Annotated in this window: 17 protein-coding genes; 11 read left to right on the top strand and 6 right to left on the bottom strand. The window is 71.7% G+C overall.

The window, feature by feature from the left end; genetic code table 11:
- Positions 1–131 precede the first annotated feature (131 nt).
- The 5 genes from ABGB18_RS02450 to ABGB18_RS02470 are packed head-to-tail and all read left to right on the top strand — an operon-like array spanning position 132 to position 3,833.
- Entirely contained in the window at positions 132–668 is a 537-nt protein-coding gene (locus ABGB18_RS02450; protein ID WP_347693625.1) for a GNAT family protein, read from the top strand.
- A 44-nt stretch (positions 669–712) separates the two neighbouring features.
- Positions 713–1,429 carry a FadR/GntR family transcriptional regulator gene (locus ABGB18_RS02455; protein ID WP_347693626.1) on the top strand — a complete coding sequence of 239 codons (717 nt, stop codon included), beginning with the start codon at positions 713–715 and terminating at the stop codon, positions 1,427–1,429.
- 18 nt (positions 1,430–1,447) lie between these two features.
- On the top strand, positions 1,448–1,573 hold the full coding sequence (locus ABGB18_RS02460; RefSeq protein WP_347693627.1) for a hypothetical protein: 126 nt from the start codon (positions 1,448–1,450) through the stop codon (positions 1,571–1,573).
- 11 nt (positions 1,574–1,584) lie between these two features.
- Complete coding sequence (locus tag ABGB18_RS02465; RefSeq protein WP_347693628.1) at positions 1,585–2,907, top strand: enolase C-terminal domain-like protein; 1,323 nt, start codon at positions 1,585–1,587, stop codon at positions 2,905–2,907.
- A 35-nt stretch (positions 2,908–2,942) separates the two neighbouring features.
- A complete protein-coding gene (locus ABGB18_RS02470) occupies positions 2,943–3,833 on the top strand; it encodes an NAD(+)/NADH kinase (RefSeq protein WP_347693629.1) in 891 nt (296 codons plus the stop codon).
- A 32-nt stretch (positions 3,834–3,865) separates the two neighbouring features.
- On the opposite strand, the gene ABGB18_RS02475 is transcribed toward ABGB18_RS02470, so the two are convergent.
- Positions 3,866–5,257, bottom strand: coding sequence for a YibE/F family protein (locus ABGB18_RS02475; RefSeq protein ID WP_347693630.1), 1,392 nt, complete (start codon positions 5,255–5,257; stop codon positions 3,866–3,868).
- Positions 5,258–5,279: 22 nt separating this feature from the next.
- Between ABGB18_RS02475 and ABGB18_RS02480 the strand changes: the two genes are divergently transcribed.
- Positions 5,280–6,038 (top strand): DUF72 domain-containing protein, encoded by a 759-nt coding sequence (locus ABGB18_RS02480; RefSeq protein WP_347693631.1) that lies wholly within the window; start codon positions 5,280–5,282, stop codon positions 6,036–6,038.
- Entirely contained in the window at positions 6,038–7,006 is a 969-nt protein-coding gene (locus ABGB18_RS02485) for a magnesium transporter CorA family protein (RefSeq protein WP_347693632.1), read from the top strand. The genes ABGB18_RS02480 and ABGB18_RS02485 overlap by 1 nt, the downstream gene beginning before the upstream one ends.
- Here the strand turns inward: ABGB18_RS02485 and ABGB18_RS02490 are convergent.
- The 4 genes from ABGB18_RS02490 to thrS form a co-directional block, all read right to left on the bottom strand.
- On the bottom strand, positions 6,973–7,431 hold the full coding sequence (locus tag ABGB18_RS02490) for a hypothetical protein (protein WP_347693633.1): 459 nt from the start codon (positions 7,429–7,431) through the stop codon (positions 6,973–6,975). The two genes, ABGB18_RS02485 and ABGB18_RS02490, sit on opposite strands and share 34 nt — an antisense overlap.
- Positions 7,432–7,460: 29 nt before the next feature.
- Positions 7,461–8,414, bottom strand: coding sequence for a TAXI family TRAP transporter solute-binding subunit (locus ABGB18_RS02495; RefSeq protein ID WP_347693634.1), 954 nt, complete (start codon positions 8,412–8,414; stop codon positions 7,461–7,463).
- Positions 8,411–10,417, bottom strand: a complete 2,007-nt coding sequence (locus tag ABGB18_RS02500; RefSeq protein ID WP_347693635.1) for a TRAP transporter fused permease subunit — start codon at positions 10,415–10,417, stop codon at positions 8,411–8,413. The genes ABGB18_RS02495 and ABGB18_RS02500 overlap by 4 nt, the downstream gene beginning before the upstream one ends.
- Before the next feature lie 96 nt (positions 10,418–10,513).
- Positions 10,514–11,821, bottom strand: coding sequence for a threonine--tRNA ligase (thrS, locus tag ABGB18_RS02505; RefSeq protein ID WP_347694292.1), 1,308 nt, complete (start codon positions 11,819–11,821; stop codon positions 10,514–10,516).
- A gap of 102 nt (positions 11,822–11,923) precedes the next feature.
- Between thrS and ABGB18_RS02510 the strand changes: the two genes are divergently transcribed.
- Positions 11,924–12,895 carry a LuxR C-terminal-related transcriptional regulator gene (locus ABGB18_RS02510; RefSeq protein WP_347693636.1) on the top strand — a complete coding sequence of 324 codons (972 nt, stop codon included), beginning with the start codon at positions 11,924–11,926 and terminating at the stop codon, positions 12,893–12,895.
- On the opposite strand, the gene ABGB18_RS02515 is transcribed toward ABGB18_RS02510, so the two are convergent.
- On the bottom strand, positions 12,892–13,374 hold the full coding sequence (locus tag ABGB18_RS02515) for an ATP-binding protein (RefSeq protein ID WP_347693637.1): 483 nt from the start codon (positions 13,372–13,374) through the stop codon (positions 12,892–12,894). The genes ABGB18_RS02510 and ABGB18_RS02515 overlap by 4 nt on opposite strands.
- A 208-nt stretch (positions 13,375–13,582) precedes the next feature.
- Between ABGB18_RS02515 and ABGB18_RS02520 the strand changes: the two genes are divergently transcribed.
- The 3 genes from ABGB18_RS02520 (at position 13,583) to ABGB18_RS02530 (ending at position 15,461) form a co-directional block, all read left to right on the top strand.
- Positions 13,583–14,050, top strand: coding sequence for an adenylyltransferase/cytidyltransferase family protein (locus tag ABGB18_RS02520; protein WP_347693638.1), 468 nt, complete (start codon positions 13,583–13,585; stop codon positions 14,048–14,050).
- A gap of 51 nt (positions 14,051–14,101) precedes the next feature.
- The gene (locus ABGB18_RS02525) at positions 14,102–14,689 is read left to right on the top strand and encodes a hypothetical protein (RefSeq protein ID WP_347693639.1); all 588 of its coding nucleotides are present in this window, start codon (positions 14,102–14,104) and stop codon (positions 14,687–14,689) included.
- Positions 14,690–14,768: 79 nt separating this feature from the next.
- Entirely contained in the window at positions 14,769–15,461 is a 693-nt protein-coding gene (locus tag ABGB18_RS02530; RefSeq protein WP_347693640.1) for a DUF427 domain-containing protein, read from the top strand.
- The last annotated feature ends 1 nt before the right edge of the window (position 15,462 follow it).

Genomic DNA, 15,462 nt, shown 5'->3' on the forward strand with positions numbered 1-15,462 from the left:
AGGCGTACGGACACGGGGCCGTATCTCACAACTGCCCCAAATGCTGACAAATCGCCTGCCCGATCGGGCAACGTAGGTGTGGGCGAGCCGTTGCCGCTCACATCACGCGAAGGGGACGTACGGTCCGAGAGATGACCGCATCATCCATCCGGCTGCGGCCGGTAGAAGAGAACGACCTGGCCATGTTCCGGCGATTCCTCACCGAGCCGTTCCTCATCGGCCTCGACTGGGCCGGTTTCCGTGACGCCCAGGAGCCCTCCCGGCGGTTCGCCGCCGACGGCTATCTCGGCGCGGACGACGGGCGGCTCATGGTCGAGCTTGAGGACGACCATGTCGCCGCCGGGCTGGTGAGCTACCGGGCCGGCCTGTACGCCGGCCTGGCGAAATACTGGGAGATCGGGATCGCGCTGCTGCCCGAGTGGCGCGGCCGCGGCATCGGCTGGCGGGCGCAGGCGATGCTGTGCGACTACCTGTTCCACCACACGCCGGCGCAGCGGATCCAGGCCGCCACCCACCTGGAGAACGTCGCCGAGCAGAAATCGCTGGAGAAGGCCGGCTTCCAGCTTGAGGGCCGGATTCGTGCGGGCGAGTTCCGGGCCGGGCGATGGCGGGACGGATTCCTCTACAGCCGGCTGCGCGACGACCCCCCGCCGGCGACACCCGCATAGGCACGACGTCGAGTTCCATGCCGCGGCCCGGTAGATTGTCAGCCGTGCCGCCAGACCAGAAGCTCGATCGCGACACCGGGCGCGGCCTCGCGCACGAGCTCGTCGAGCGGCTGAAGGCGCGCATCCTCGCCGGCGAGATCGCGCCCGGCCAGAAGCTGCCGACCGAGTCCTCGCTCGTCGAGGAGTTCGGCGTGAGCCGCACGGTGGTCCGCGAGGCCATCTCGCGGCTCCAGGCGGCCGGCCTGGTGGAGACCTTCCAGGGGCGCGGCTCGTTCGTGCTGGCCCTGCCCGCCTCCGCCGGGTTCTCCGTGGAGGCCGCGCAGATCAGGACACACCGCGACGTCCTCGACATGATCGACTTTCGCATCGGCGTCGAGACTGAGGCGGCCGGCCTGGCCGCGGAGCGCCGGACCGACCTGCGGCTCAAGGCCATCGAGCGGGCCCTGGTCGACCTGAGCAGGGCCGGCGAGCACCCCAGCGGCGCCGTCGAGGCCGACTTCCGGTTCCACCACGAGATCGCGCTCGCCTCGGGCAACCGCTTCTACTCCGACCTGCTCGCCTCGCTCGGCCCCATGATGATCATGCTGCCGCGCACCCGGCTGGAGCACGGCTACACGGTCTCCGACGCCACCCACGTCACCCGGGTGACCCTGGAGCACGAAAACGTCTACCGCGCCATCGCCGACCAGGACGCCGCGGCGGCGCGCGCCGCGATGCGGCTGCACCTGTCCAACTCGCGCGCCCGCCTCCAGCGGCCCTGACCCGGCCGGCGCTACGCGGTGTCGATCATCAAGGCGGGCCTGACCGCCGTCGGCAGGCCCGCGGGACCGGTACGGCCGCCGCTGCGGAACCTCACCGACGGTGAGCTCGACGAGCTGACCGCGCTCATCAACAAGATCAGCTAGAAGGCAGGACCATGTCGCCCACCATCCAGCGCGTCGAGGTCGTCCCGGTCGCCGGGCACGACAGCATGCTGCTCAACCTCAGCGGCGCGCACGGGCCGTACTTCACCCGCAACGTCGTCATCACCACCGACTCCGACGGGCGCACCGGCCTCGGCGAGGTGCCCGGCGGCGAGGCGATCCGCCGCACCGCCGAGGAGGCGGGCGCGCTGCTGGTCGGGCGGCCCGTGGCGGGCTACCGCAGCCTGCTGCGGGAGGTGGCGGCGCGGTTCGCCGACCGGGACGCCGGCGGCCGCGGCCGGCAGACCTTCGACCTGCGCACCACCGTGCACGCGGTCACCGGCCTGGAGTCCACCCTGCTCGACCTGCACGGCCAGCACCTCGGCCTGCCCGTGGCCGAGCTGCTCGGCGAGGGCCGGCAGCGCGGCCGGGTGCCGATGCTGGGCTACCTGTTCTACGTGGGCGACCCCGGCCGGACCGACCTGCCCTACCGCGTGGACGACGCCGGTGAGGACCGCTGGTCCCGGCTGCGCAGGCGTGAGGCCCTCACGCCCGACGCGGTGGTCGCGCTGGCCGAGGCGGCCCAGGAGCGCTACGGCTTCACCGACTTCAAGCTCAAGGGCGGTGTGCTGGCCGGCGAGGAGGAGATCGAGGCGGTCAGGGCGCTGGCCGGCAGGTTCCCGGACGCGCGGATCACCCTCGACCCCAACGGCGGCTGGCTGCTCGCCGACGCCGTCCGGCTGTGCTCCGGGCTCGGCGGTGTGCTCGCCTACGCCGAGGACCCGTGCGGCGCCGAGGGCCGCTTCTCCGGGCGGGAGACGATGGCCGAGTTCCGGCGGGCGACCGGCCTGCCCACCGCGACGAACATGATCGCCACGGACTGGCGCGAGCTCGCCCACGCCGTACGCGCCGGCGCCGTCGACATCCCGCTCGCCGACCCGCACTTCTGGACCATGGCCGGCTCGGTCCGCGTCGCCCAGCTCTGCCACGACTTCGGCCTGACCTGGGGGTCGCACTCCAACAACCACTTCGACATCTCGCTGGCCATGTTCACGCACGCCGGAGCGGCCGCCCCGGGCGAGATCACCGCGCTGGACACGCACTGGATCTGGCAGGACGGCCAGGCGCTCACCACCCGGCCGTTCCAGATCACCGACGGCGCCATCGAGGTGCCGGACACCCCGGGACTCGGCGTCGAGCTGGACCGCGCGGCCCTCGCCGCGGCGCACGAGCTCTACCTCAGTGAGGGCCTGGGCGCCCGGGACGACGCCGTCGCCATGCGATATCTGGTCAAGGACTGGACATTCGACCCGAAACGTCCCTGCCTCGTCCGCTGAGAACGGGCCCGCCGGCATCGCCTAAGGTTGGCGTCATGGGCATGGTCGGAACGGTCGGGCTGGTGCTGCACCCCCAGCGCGACTCCAAGAAGGCGATCGACACCATCCTGCGCTGGGCCGGTGACAACGGAGTCACCGTGCTCGGCCTGCCGGAGGAAGTGGGGCGGATCGACTGCAGCGCCGTGCCGGTCGACGCGGCCAGCCTCGTGGAGCGCGCCGATCTGCTGGTCGGGCTCGGCGGCGACGGGACCATGCTGCGCACCATGCGGCTGCTGGCGGGCCGGCCGACGCCCATCCTGGGGGTCAACCTGGGGCGGCTCGGCTTCCTGGCGGAGATCGACGTGGACGAGCTGGCGGCGACGCTGTCCGCCATCGACCGCCACCAATACACGATCGAGCCCCGGATGGCCATCCGCAGCGAGATCGCGGGCACGGAGGTGACCGCGTTCAACGACATCGCGCTGGTCAGGATCCCGGGCGACGGGCTGGCGGCCGTGTCCGTCACCCCGTCGGGCAACCCCAACGCTAACTCCGGCGCCCCGCCGGGCGGTCCCTTCGTCAACTACGCGGCCGACGCCGTGATCGTGGCCACCACCACCGGCTCCACGGCCTACAGCTTCTCCGCCGGCGGCCCGATCGTCTCGCCCCGTGTCGAGGCGGTGCTGGTCGTGCCCGCCGCGGCGCACTCCGCGTTCAACCGGGCCCTGGTGCTGCCCGCGGACGAGGACGTGACGCTGCAGGTGCTGCCCAGCAGCGGGCGGCTGGCGGTGGAGGTCGACGGGGCGGTGGTCGGGCACCTGTGCCCCGGCGACATCGTCAAGGTGCACGCCTGGCCGGGGGCGGCGAAGGTGGTCCGCGTCGGCACCACCTTCTACGAGCGCGCCCGGCGCAAGCTGCGGGTGGACGGCAGCGCCGCGATCAGCTGACCCGGCCGGGCGGCCGGCCGGGGTGACCCCGGCTAGGTGCGCGCCCGGCGGTGGCGGGCGGGCCGGTCGGACGGCTCGCGCGCGGCGGAGCGCCGGTTTCGGGGCTCGTCCGCGAGGTGCCCGTCGTGCGGGGCGAAGAAGTCATGTCTGTCGGCTTCTTCCGGCTTGGACGCGTGCGGCGCGAAGAAGTCGTGTCTCTCGGGCTCGTCCGGCCCGGACCGTTGCGGCGCGAAGAAGTCGTGGTCCCCGGGCTCGTCCGGCTCGGGGGCGGCGCGGCGGGAGGCGGCCAGCGCGGCCAGGGCGGTGGTGATGGGGACGGCGGCGATGAGGCCGAGCGTGCCCACGATGCTACGGACGATCTCCTGGGCGACGACCGGCGTCGTCAGCACGTCACCGAGCGGCTGCTCCCCGATGCTGAACAGCAGCAACAGCGGCAGCGACGCCCCCGCGTACGCCAGGATGATCGTGTTGATCACCGAGGCGATGTGCGCCCGCCCGACCCGGCCGGCCGCCCGGTAGAGGCGGGCGAAGCCGTAGGACGGGTTGGCGTGGGCGAGTTCGGCCACCGTCACCGCCTGGGTCACCGTGACATCGTCGAGCACCCCGAGCGCGCCGATGATGATGCTGGCCAGCAGCAGTCCCCGCGTGTCGATCGACAGGCTCATGCCCAGGGTCAGCGCGCTGTCGTCGGTGACTCCGTTGAGCCGGGCCATCCCCAGCGCCACGTATGACAGCACCCCGGTGAGCGCCAGGCTGGCCACCGTGCCGAGCACGGCCATGGAGGTGGGCAGCGAGAAGCCGTGCGTCAGGTAGAGCACCGTCAGCATGATCGCCGCCGCCCCGACGATGGCCACCAGCATCGGCGACTCGCCCGCCAGGATGCCGGGGATGACGAACGTCAGCAGCAGCACGAACGTGACCACCAGCCCGGCCAGCGCCGTCACCCCGCGCCAGCGGCCGAAGGCGATCACCGCCAGCGCGAAGGCCGCCCCGAACAACCACAGCGGCGTCGCCCGGTCGTGGTCGGAGATCTGGTAGGCCCCGTCCGCGTCGCGCAGCAGGATCACGTCGTCGCCCGCCGCGAACCGCGGTGACCCGGGGGCGCTGGGCAGGCGGAGCGTGACGTTCCTGCCCGCCTCGGACCCGTCCCCGACCGTGACGACGGCGTTGCCGCAGGTGGCGGGGTCCGGCCGGGGCGCGCCCTCGGGGACGGCCGGGCACGGCCTGAGCGTGACGGCGGTGACCGTGCCGCTCCGCCGCTCGACGGAGGACGGCCCCCCGCCGGTGTCCAGCCCGCCGTCCGGCCACAGCCACAGCAGGCCCGCCAGGGTGACGATCGCCAGCGGCACCAGCACGGCCAGGCTGGCCAGCACCGTACGCCGGGAGGCGGGCACGGCGGTGCCGTGCGTGTGGTTGGCGCCCATCGTGTGAGAGATCCTCCTCGGGATGACGGATAGGACAGTACTGCACGTCGCGGTGCTGGGTAGGGCCAACGGCATGACGTGGCTGGTGGGCACCTCCGGGTGGCAGTACAGGCACTGGCGCGGTGTGCTGTACCCGCCGGGCGTGCCGCTGCGGCTGTGGCTGGAGACGTACGCGGAGGCGTTCGCCACGGTCGAGAGCAACAACGCCTTCTACCGGCTGCCGACGCCCGAGTCGTTCGCCGGCTGGCGCGACCGCACGCCCGACGGGTTCGTGATGGCGGTCAAGGCCAGCAGGTTCCTCACCCACATCAAGCGGCTGGCCGACCCGGAGGAGCCGGTGGAGCGGCTGATGGGGGCCGCCGCCGAGCTGAAGGACAAGCTCGGGCCGATCCTGCTGCAGCTCCCGCCCACCCTGAAGGCCGCCCCGGACCGGCTCGACCGCTGCCTGGGCTGCTTCCCCGCGGGCGTCCGGGTGGCCGTGGAACCCCGGCACGACTCCTGGTGGACCCAGGAGGTGCGGGACATCCTGCGGCGGCACGGGGCGGCCCTGTGCTGGGGGGACCGGCTGGGCCGGCCGCAGAGCCCGTTCTGGCGTACCGCGGAGTGGGGCTACGTACGGCTGCACGAGGGCCGCGCCGGCTGGGAGTACGGCGACAAGGCCCTGAAGACGTGGGCCGGGCGGCTGCGCGAGGCGGGCTGGCAGGAGGTCTACGTCTACTTCAACAACGACCCGGAGGGAGCGGCTGTGCGAAACGCGAAGCGATTTGCCAGACTCGGCTAGTGCACACGCGTCTATACAAGAATGGTGTCCTTGAGAAGGAAGGGTTCCCCATCGAGGACGTCTCCGACTATGTCGGTGATCCCAGCAACACTGTCTGGTTCGATCTGTGCTCCCCGACGCCGGCCGACCTCGGCGTGATCGGCGAGGAGCTCGGGCTGCACGCACTGGCCGTCGAGGACGTGCTCAGCGACCACCAGCGCCCCAAGGTGGACACGTACGAGAACCACCTGTTCATCACGGTCTACGGGGTGCACTTCGACGACGGGAGGCTCGACCCCGTCGAGGTGAACGCCTTCGTCACCCACAACGCCCTGGTCACCGTGCGGGAGAGCGACCACTTCGACATCGACGAGGTGATCCGGCGCTGGGACTCCTCCGCCCACCTGGCCGAGCACGGCGTGGGCTTCCTGCTGCACGGTCTGCTCGACTACGTGGTCGACGGCCAGTTCGAGCTGGTCCAGGACCTGGACGCGCAGGCGGAGGCGATGGAGGAATCGGTGTTCGAGGACGAGGTCCACGACAGCAGGGAGCTGCAGCGCGCCATGTACGTGCTGCGGAAGGACACCGCCAGGCTGCGCAAGATCACCATGCCGATGCGCGAGGTGGTCAGCACCCTGCTCCGCCGCGACCAGGGGATCATCTCCGACCCGGTGCTGGCGCCCTATTATCAGGACGTCTACGACCACGTCCTGCGCGTGACCGAGTGGGTGGAGTCGATTCGCGAGATGCTCGCGAACGTCCGCGAGACCCGCCTCGCCCAGCAGGGCTTCCGGCTGAACGAGATCATGAAGCGGGTGACGAGCTGGGCCGCGATCATCGCCGTGCCCACCATGATCACCGGCTTCTACGGGCAGAACGTGCCCTACCCCGGCGAAGGACAGTCGTGGGGGTTCTGGATGTCCCTGGTGCTGGTCGCCCTGACCTCCGTCGCGCTCTACACGGCGTTCAAGAAGCGGGACTGGCTGTAGGGCGGCGGGCAGGGCTCGCCGCGCGGGTCCGGCGTGAGCTCCACCGCCAGGCGCACCTCGGCGGCACCCGAGGCGGGGTAGAGACGCAGGCAGCGGCCGTCCGCCAGCAGCGTCCTGCGGCCGATGGAGGTGGTGAGCAGCGACAGCTCCTGGTACGTGGCGGGCTCGGCCAGGCGCAGCACCCACAACCCGTCCGGCGTGCGGGATCGGGTGCCCGCCACGGCGTAGTAGTCGAGCACGCTGTCGTCGGTCGAGACGACCGCCCACATGGTGAAGCGGCGGCCTGCCACGGTGAAGAGTTCGGCGGAGGGGGCGTGGTAGACCGAATGCACATACCCGATCGCGAACCCGCTCTGGATGGGCAGGCCGTTCACGGTGAGGCGCCCGGCGCCGCCGCCGGAGCCGAGCGCCATCCCGAGTACCACCGCCGCCACCAGCGCCGGCGCCGGCCTGATCAGCCCTTTTCCTGGTAGTAGCGGGCCGCCCCCGGGTGCAACTGGACCGGCGCGACCTGCCGGCCCAGCTCCAGGTCGAGCTTGGCGGCCTCCGGGTGCACCGCCGTCAGCTCCGCCTTCTTCTCGAACAGGACCTTGGTGATGTCGTGGGCGAGCTGATCGCTCATCTTGTCGGGCACCAGCAGCACGTTGGCGATGCCGACGGTCTTGATGGTGCCGGGCAGCTTGTAGGTGGCCAGGTCGACGTCCAGGCCGACGTACTGCTCGCCGTACGTGGTCTGCATCTTCGCCAGCACGTCGCTGGTGTCCAGCATCTTCATGTCCGGCTTGCTCGTGGCCAGGTCGGTGATGCCGCTGGTGGGCAGGCCGCCGACCCAGAAGAACGCGTCCACGGTGCCGTCCTTGGCGGCCTGCACCGACTCGTTGATCGACAGCTGCTGCTTGGTGACGTCGGTGTCGGGGTTCAGGCCCGCCGCCTCCAGCATGCGCCTGGCCACCACCTGGGTGCCGGAGTTGGCCGGGCCCAGCGAGACGACCTTGCCCTTCAGGTCCGCGACCGTGGTCGCCTCGACCCCGGGGGCGACCACGACATGCGCGTAGTTGTCGTAGATGCGGGCGATGGCCTTGATCGGCTGTTTCGCGGTGAACGTGTCCTTGCCGTTGACCGCGTCGGCCGCCGTGTCCGCCTGGGAGAAGCCGATGTCGGCCCGGCCGGAGGCCAGCAGCTTGATGTTCTCCACCGAGGCCGAGGTGACCGACGCGGTGGCCTGCGTGTTGGCGATGCCGGCCGAGAGCTGCTTGGCCAGGCCGCCGCCGTACACGTAGTAGACGCCCGTCGTGCCGCCCGTGGCGATCGAGAGCCGGTTGCCCGACCCGCCACCGCCGCTTCCTCCGCTGCCGCAACCCGCCACGACCAGGACGGCCGCCGCCACGATCGCTGTGATCCGCTTCACGCTGGGTCCCTTCTGCTTCTTCTGACGAGGTGCACGGCGGCGACCACGGCCAGCGCGGCCAGGCCGGCGACGATGGGGACGGGCTCGAGGAACAGCAGCAGCACCGCGGCCGCGGCGGTCAGCAGGCGCTCGGGCCACGCGCTCAGGCCGCCGGTGGCCAGCGCGAGCGCCGCCACCGCGACCGCCGAGAGGGCGGTCATCAGCAGCACGGTGCCGATCGGCCCCTGCCCGAGCAGCGCCTGCCCGTTCGGCGTCAGCACGAAGGCGAACGGCACCAGGAACGCCGGCAGCGTGTACCGCCAGGTCATCATCATCGTCCGGTACGTGTTGCCGCCGGTGATGGCCGCCGCCGCCACCGCGGACAGCGCCGTGGGCGGGCTCACCTCCGACAGCACCGCGTAGTAGAAGACGAACATGTACGCCTCGGGCTGCGTCACCCCGAGCGCCATGAGCGCCGGGCTGATGATCACCGCGGCGATGATGAAGCTCGCGGTCACCGGGACGGCCAGGCCCAGCAGCATGACCGCGACCCCGGACATGACCGTCGTCAGGATCAGGTTGCCCGCGGCGAGGTCCACGATGATCCCGCTGAGGTTGAGCCCGAGCCCGGTTTGGGTGATGACGCCCACGATGATGCCCGCCGCCGCGCACACCGCGGTCACCGGCAGCACCTCCAGGGTGCCCTTGGCCAGCGCCTGCCCGACGCGCCGGGGCCCCATCCGGTGCCGTGGGTCGAGGAACGACAGCGCGAACGCGATGCCGGTAGCGATCACCACGGACTGGAAGGCCGACCGGTCCAGCGCCATCAGCACGATGATGAGGATGAGCGAGCTGAAGTGGTAGCCGAAGCGCAGCAGCAGCCTGCCCGCCCTGGGCGCGTCCACCCCCACGGCGTGGGTGCCGAAGCGGCGCGAGTCGATCTCGATGGCCAGGAAGATGCCCAGGTAGTACAGGATCGTGGGGATCGTCGCGTAGAGGAGCACCTGGAGGTAACCGACCCGGAGGTACTCGGCGATGATGAAGGCCGCCGCGCCCAGCGTGGGCGGGGACAGGATGGCGCCGATGCCGGAGGCGGCCAGGATGCCGCCGGCCGGCTCCCTGGGGTAGCCCGCCCGGCGCAGCACCGGCCAGGCGACGCTGCCCAGGCTCACCGTGGTGGCCACGCCGGAGCCCGACACCGTGCCGAGCAGGAAGCCCGCCGTGGTGACGGTACGGCCGGGGGCGGCCCGGGACCTGCGGAAGGCGGCGAAGCTCAGGTCGATGAAGAACCGGCTCGCGCCTGAATAGTCGAGTACGGCGCCATAAATGGTGAAAAGGATGATGTAACTGGCCGCCACCTGCATCGGCACGCCGAAGAAACCCTCGGTGCCCGTGTAGAGCTGGGACACGATCTGGCTGAGGTCGAAGCCGCGGTGCCCGATCGTCCAATCAATAGGTAAATAGGCTCCGTAATAGGCATAAATCAGGAAAATGATGCAGATGATGGTCAGGGCCCAGCCGACGGTGCGGCGTACCGCCTCCAGCAGCAGCACCGTCAGCACCAGCCCGGCCGCGATGTCCAGCTCCGTCAGGGCCGCCCCCGAGCCGCGCTGGCGGAACCCGTCCATGTCGAGCAGCGGGTAGACCAGCACGGCGAGCGCGGCGGCGGCCAGCAGCCAGTCGGCCACGCTCGGCCGCTCCGCGCGCCGCGCCGGTTCGGGGATCCCGGCCTCCGCCGGGGCGGCGGGCTCCGGGGTGCCGGTGCCGCGTCTGAGGAGCCGCTGGAGCAGCGATCCCGTCCCCGCGCGGTAGCACAGGAAGACCAGGGGCAGTGCCACCGCGAGGAACGTGATCCGGTGCTCCACCGCCTCGACCGGCCGGAACACCACCACCAGCGAATAGACCGACAGCGACCCGCCCACGATCCACACGCCGAGCCGCAGGGCGCCGCCGAGTTGCCGGGCCGGGCGTTCCTGCTCGTGTGCGGAAACCAGCTCGGCCTCACGGTCGCTCAGCTCGGTCAAGTCGTCCTCCCGACACGGCGCGTTGCAGGGACTTTACGAGTCCCTTACTTGATCTGGGAAGGGGCCGTTACCTTTTTGATTTCCGTGGCGGCGGAATCAGAAAACGGGCAGCGAATCGGCCGCCAGCCGCTCGACCGGCACGTGGCCCGCCTGGCCGCCGTCGCGCAGCCGTACTGACGGCTGCCCGCTCGCCACCTCGCGCGGCCCCACCACGAGCTGGTACGGCACCAGCCGGTGCGCCCTGATCCTGGCTCCCAGGCTGCCCCGGTCGGCGGGCGCCAGCTCCGCCCGCAACCCGGCGGCCACACAGCGCCGCAGCAGGTCCACGGCGGCGGCCGACTCGGCCTCCGACAAGGGCAGCACCACGGCCTGCACGGGCGCCATCCAGGCGGGGAACGCGCCCCCGTGCACCTCGACGAGGTGCGCGGCCAGGCGTTCCAGGCCGCCGACGACGCTGCGGTGCACCATCACGGGCCGGTGGCCGCCGACGTATCGCAGGTCGAAGCGTTCGGGCTGGTAGAGGTCCACCTGGACGGTGGACAGGGTGCTCTCGCGGCCCGCCGGGTCGGCGATCTGGATGTCGATCTTCGGGCCGTAGAAGGCGCCCTCGCCGCGTTCCTCCTCGTAGTCCCGGCCGCGCTCCTTCAGCACCTCGCGCAGGATCGCCTCCGAACGCGCCCACAAGCCGGGGTCGTCCACGAACTTGCCGTCGTCCCCGCCCAGCGACAGCCGGTAGCGCACGGCCCGGATGCCGAGCTGGGCGTGCGCGGCCTCGATCAGGTCGAGCGCCGCCGCGGCCTCGGCGGCGGCGGCCTGCGGCGGGCAGAACACGTGGCCGTCGTTGAGCTGGATGGAGCGCACCCTGGTCAGCCCGCCGAGCACGCCGGACAGCTCGGAACGGTACATTCCGCCCAGCTCGGCCAGGCGCAGCGGCAGCTCGCGGTGGCTGCGCTGCCGCGAGCGGTAGATGAGCGCGTGGTGCGGGCACAGGCTGGGCCGCAGCACGAACTCCTCGCCACCCACCATCATGGGCGGGAACATGTCCTCGGCGTAGTGCGCCCAGTGGCCGGACCGCTCGTACAGCTCGCGTTTGCCGAGCACGGGCGAGTTGACGTGCTGGTAGCCGTTACGGCGTTCGAGCTCGTGGACGTAGTCCTCGATGGCCTTGCGCAGCGCCGCCCCGGCGGGCAGCCAGTAGGGCAGGCCCGCGCCGATCAGCGGGTCGGTGTCGAAGATGCCCAGCTCGCGGCCGAGTCTGCGGTGGTCGTTCATGATCGTCCTTCTCTGTGAAAAGGGCGAACGACCAGCTCCCGGGCGTCCGCCCGGGAAGCATGGAATCAGCGCGCCGGGTGGGGATCCGGCGTCGTCGTGACGGAGGCGCGCTGCATGGCACGACCATAGCATCAAGGCGGGCGGGCGGCCCGTGGGCGGCAGGCCGCGGCGACCGCGGCCCACGCGGGTTCCCGATGTCCGGTAAGGAAATTCTGGCGATGGTATAAAGGGCCTGTGGTCGAGATCACCTTGGGTGTGCGCCACTTGCGGGCGTTCGCCGAGGTGGGCTTCCAGGTGGCGGGCGGCGGGGGTGCGCACGGGGCGATGGCGGCGTTGCGCCGGGTGATCCCGCTCGACGCCTACGAGTTCGTCGCGTTCGACCCCGCCACGGGGCGGCACCAGAGCGTCGTCTCCGACGGGCACCGGCGCATCGACCGCGACGCGGCCGAGGAATACGCGGGGCTGGAGGCATACCAGGCGGCGATGGTCAGCCGCGAGCCCGTGCGGATGCCGCAGCCGGGCACCGAGCGCTATTTCCGGCGCCACCTGGCCCCCTACGGCTGGCGGGCCGGGCTGACGGCGCCGCTGTTCCTGAGCGAGGGGCGATACACGGGGCTGCTGCACCTGACCGCCAGGCGGGACTTCCCGCGGATCACCGGGGAGCTGGTCGCGGCGGCGAGCCCGATGCTGGCCCACGTCACCGACCTGACCAGGTGCGTGATCGACCCGGTGGGCCTGCCGGCGGACTTCCGCGCGGTGGCGTTCGACCGGCTGGGCGTGCGGCGCGAGGTGCCCCGGCACGCGGTGTCGCGGGCGCTGTGGGAGGATCCGGCGGCGGCCGCGTTCGCCCGGGCGTTCATCGACTCGCGGGAGCTGGGCCGGCACGGGCTCTGGCTCGACCGCGACGGGCGGTGGCACGAGCTGCGGCTGATCAGGGCGGGGGTCGGGTTCCAGGGCACGCTGCAGGGCGCCATCGTGGCCGAGCGGCCCTGCACGCTCCCCTACGACCTCACGGTGCGGGAGGTGGACGTGCTCACCCGGGTGGCGGCCGGGGACTCCAATCCGCAGATCGCCGCCGCGCTCGTGCTCAGCGTCCGCACGGTGACCACCCACCTGGAGCACATCTTCGCCAAGCTGGGCTGCGACAGCCGCACCCGGCTCACCACCAAGGCGCTCGCCGAGGGCCTGTGCCGCCTGGACGTCTAAACCGCCACCCCGGCGGGCACGGGGGAGCGCAGGAGCTCGAACCAGACCGTCGTGGCGCCGTCCTCGCGGACGAAACCCCAGCGGTGGCTGAGCGCCTCGACCAGCGGCAGGCCGCGCCCGCCGGTGGCCTGCGCCTCCGTACGGCACACGCACGGCGGCCCGTCCGAGCCGGCGTCCGACACGTGCACCCTGACCAGGGTGTCCGAGCTCGTCACGGCCACCGTGAACGAGCCGTCGGAGCCGGACCTGGTGTGCAGGATGGCGTTCGTGGCCAGCTCGCTGGTGAGCAGCACCACGTCGTCATGGAACGGGTGGTCGCGGCCCAGCGCGGACGTGACGAGGTTTCTGGCCCTGGACACCTGGGAGGGCGTCCCCGGCAGCCGGGCCACGAGATCGTGTGATCCGGGTTCGTCCTCTCCGTCCTCGAACCCGGCTCCATCCGCTGACCCGGTGGCATGTCTGACGTCCGGCGGTGCCACGGCGACCTCCCCCAAATCCGGTGACGTTATGAGACGCGCCAGACCAGGGATGCAGATTATTGCGAAAAGGTAGGAATGCCCTTTCCCAAGGTCGCTTGCGCGACCGCCGAGGCCGACCGAGTACGCTGCGATCGACGAGTCGTCTAGGCCCGTGGAGGAGCAAAGTCGTGCAGAGCAGCCTACTCGCCCGGCCGTCGGAGGAGGTCGCGTGAGCAGTCTGGAGGCCGTCTGGGTGCAGCCGTACGACAAGCCCGGGGCGGCGGTCGTGACGGGGGTCTTCGACATCCTGCACGTGGGGCACGTGCGCTATCTGGGGGAGGTGGCGGCGCGAGGGCTGCCGCTCGTCGTCGGGGTCGAGGACGACCCGCGGGTGCGGGCCTGGAAGGGGCCGACCCGCCCGTTCAACCCGGCGGCGGAGCGGGCCGAGGTGCTGGCCGCGCTCCGCTTCGTGACCGGGGTGTTCGTCGTGACGGGGCCGCCGGAGGCGCACGGGCCCGAGGACTACATCGACCTGCTGGCGCCGATGTGCCCGGCGGCGCTGGCGCACACGGCGGGAGACCCGCACGCCGGGGCCCGGGCGGCCGCGGCGGCGATCCTGGGGGCCGAGTGCTGGGAGATGGCGGCCATCCCCGGCCGCTCGACCACCCGCATCGTGAACGCGGCCGGTAAGGGCTGACCACGGATCCTGGAGGGGCGCGTCGTCCATGATCGCATACCCTTTGCTGACATGACGGCCGATCTCCTGGCGAAACGGGTGACGAACCTGCTGGCACCGCAGGTGCTGGTGATCGTCATGCCGCCGCTCGTGGGCCTGCTCGCCCAGGGCTGGGCCGGGGCGGCGTGGGGCCTGGTGGCCTCGGCGCTGTGCGGTGGCGTCCCGGCGGCGGTGATCGCGCTGGGCGTGCGCTCCGGCCGCCTGGACTCGCACCACATCGTGGACCGCGCCCGCCGCACCGGCCCGCTGCTGGCCGCGGCGGCGGCCGTGCTGGCGGCGCTGGCCCTGCTGGTCGTGCTGGGCGCGCCGACGCTGCTGGTCGCCACCGTGACGGCGATGCTGGTGGCGCTGGCCGTGACCGTGCCGATCACGCTGCGCTGGAAGATCTCCTTCCACGCCGCCGTCTGGGCGGGCACGGTGGTGGTGCTCGCGCACGTCCTGCCCGCCTGGCCGACCGCGATCGCGGGAGCGGCCGTGCTGGCGCTGGTGTCCTGGGCCCGGGTACGCCTCACGCACCACACCTGGCCCCAGGTGGTGGCCGGGGCGGTGACCGGCACGCTGGCGACCTTGCTGACGCTGCTGGCCTTCGGGGTGGAATAGCGGGCTCGCCGCCGGGGTTCTGCCGGACATGGACGCCACAAACCGTGGCCGGGTACGCGTAGAGCCCACGGCCAAACGTGTGAGGACCTATCTCGATGGCCGGGTGGTGGCCGACACCACCTCAGCCCTGCTGGTGTGGGAGGTTCCGTACTATCCGACGTACTACATCCCGCTGGAGGACGTGGACGAGTCCGCGCTGAAGGCGACCGGGGCCGTCAAGCACTCCCCGAGCCGGGGGGACGCCGAGGTCCACACCGTCGCCTCGGGGACGGCCGAGGCCGCCGACGCGGCCCTGGTCTACCGGGACTCGCCGCTGGAGCAGATCCGCGGGCACGTGCGTTTCCAGTGGGAGGCCATGGACGCCTGGTTCGAGGAGGACGAGGAGGTGTTCGTGCACCCGCGTGACCCGTACACGCGGGTCGACATCCTGGCCAGCAACCGGCACGTGCGGGTCGAGGTCGACGGCGTCACCGTGGCCGACTCGCACAGCCCGCGCATCCTCTTCGAGACCGGGCTGCCCGCCCGTTACTACCTGCCCAAGACGGACGTACGGCTCGACCTGCTCGAAGGCACCGACACCACGACCTCCTGCCCGTACAAGGGGACGGCGGAATACTGGTCGGTCAACGGCGGCAAGGACCTGGCCTGGTCCTACCGGACGCCGCTGCCGGAGAGCCAGAAGGTGGCCGGCCTGATCGCCTTCTACAACGAGAAACTCGACATCTACGTGGACGGCGAGCTCCAGGAGCGCCCGAAGACCAAGTTCTCCTGAA

The organism is Nonomuraea sp. B12E4 (assembly GCF_039871825.1).
Classification (GTDB): domain Bacteria; phylum Actinomycetota; class Actinomycetes; order Streptosporangiales; family Streptosporangiaceae; genus Nonomuraea.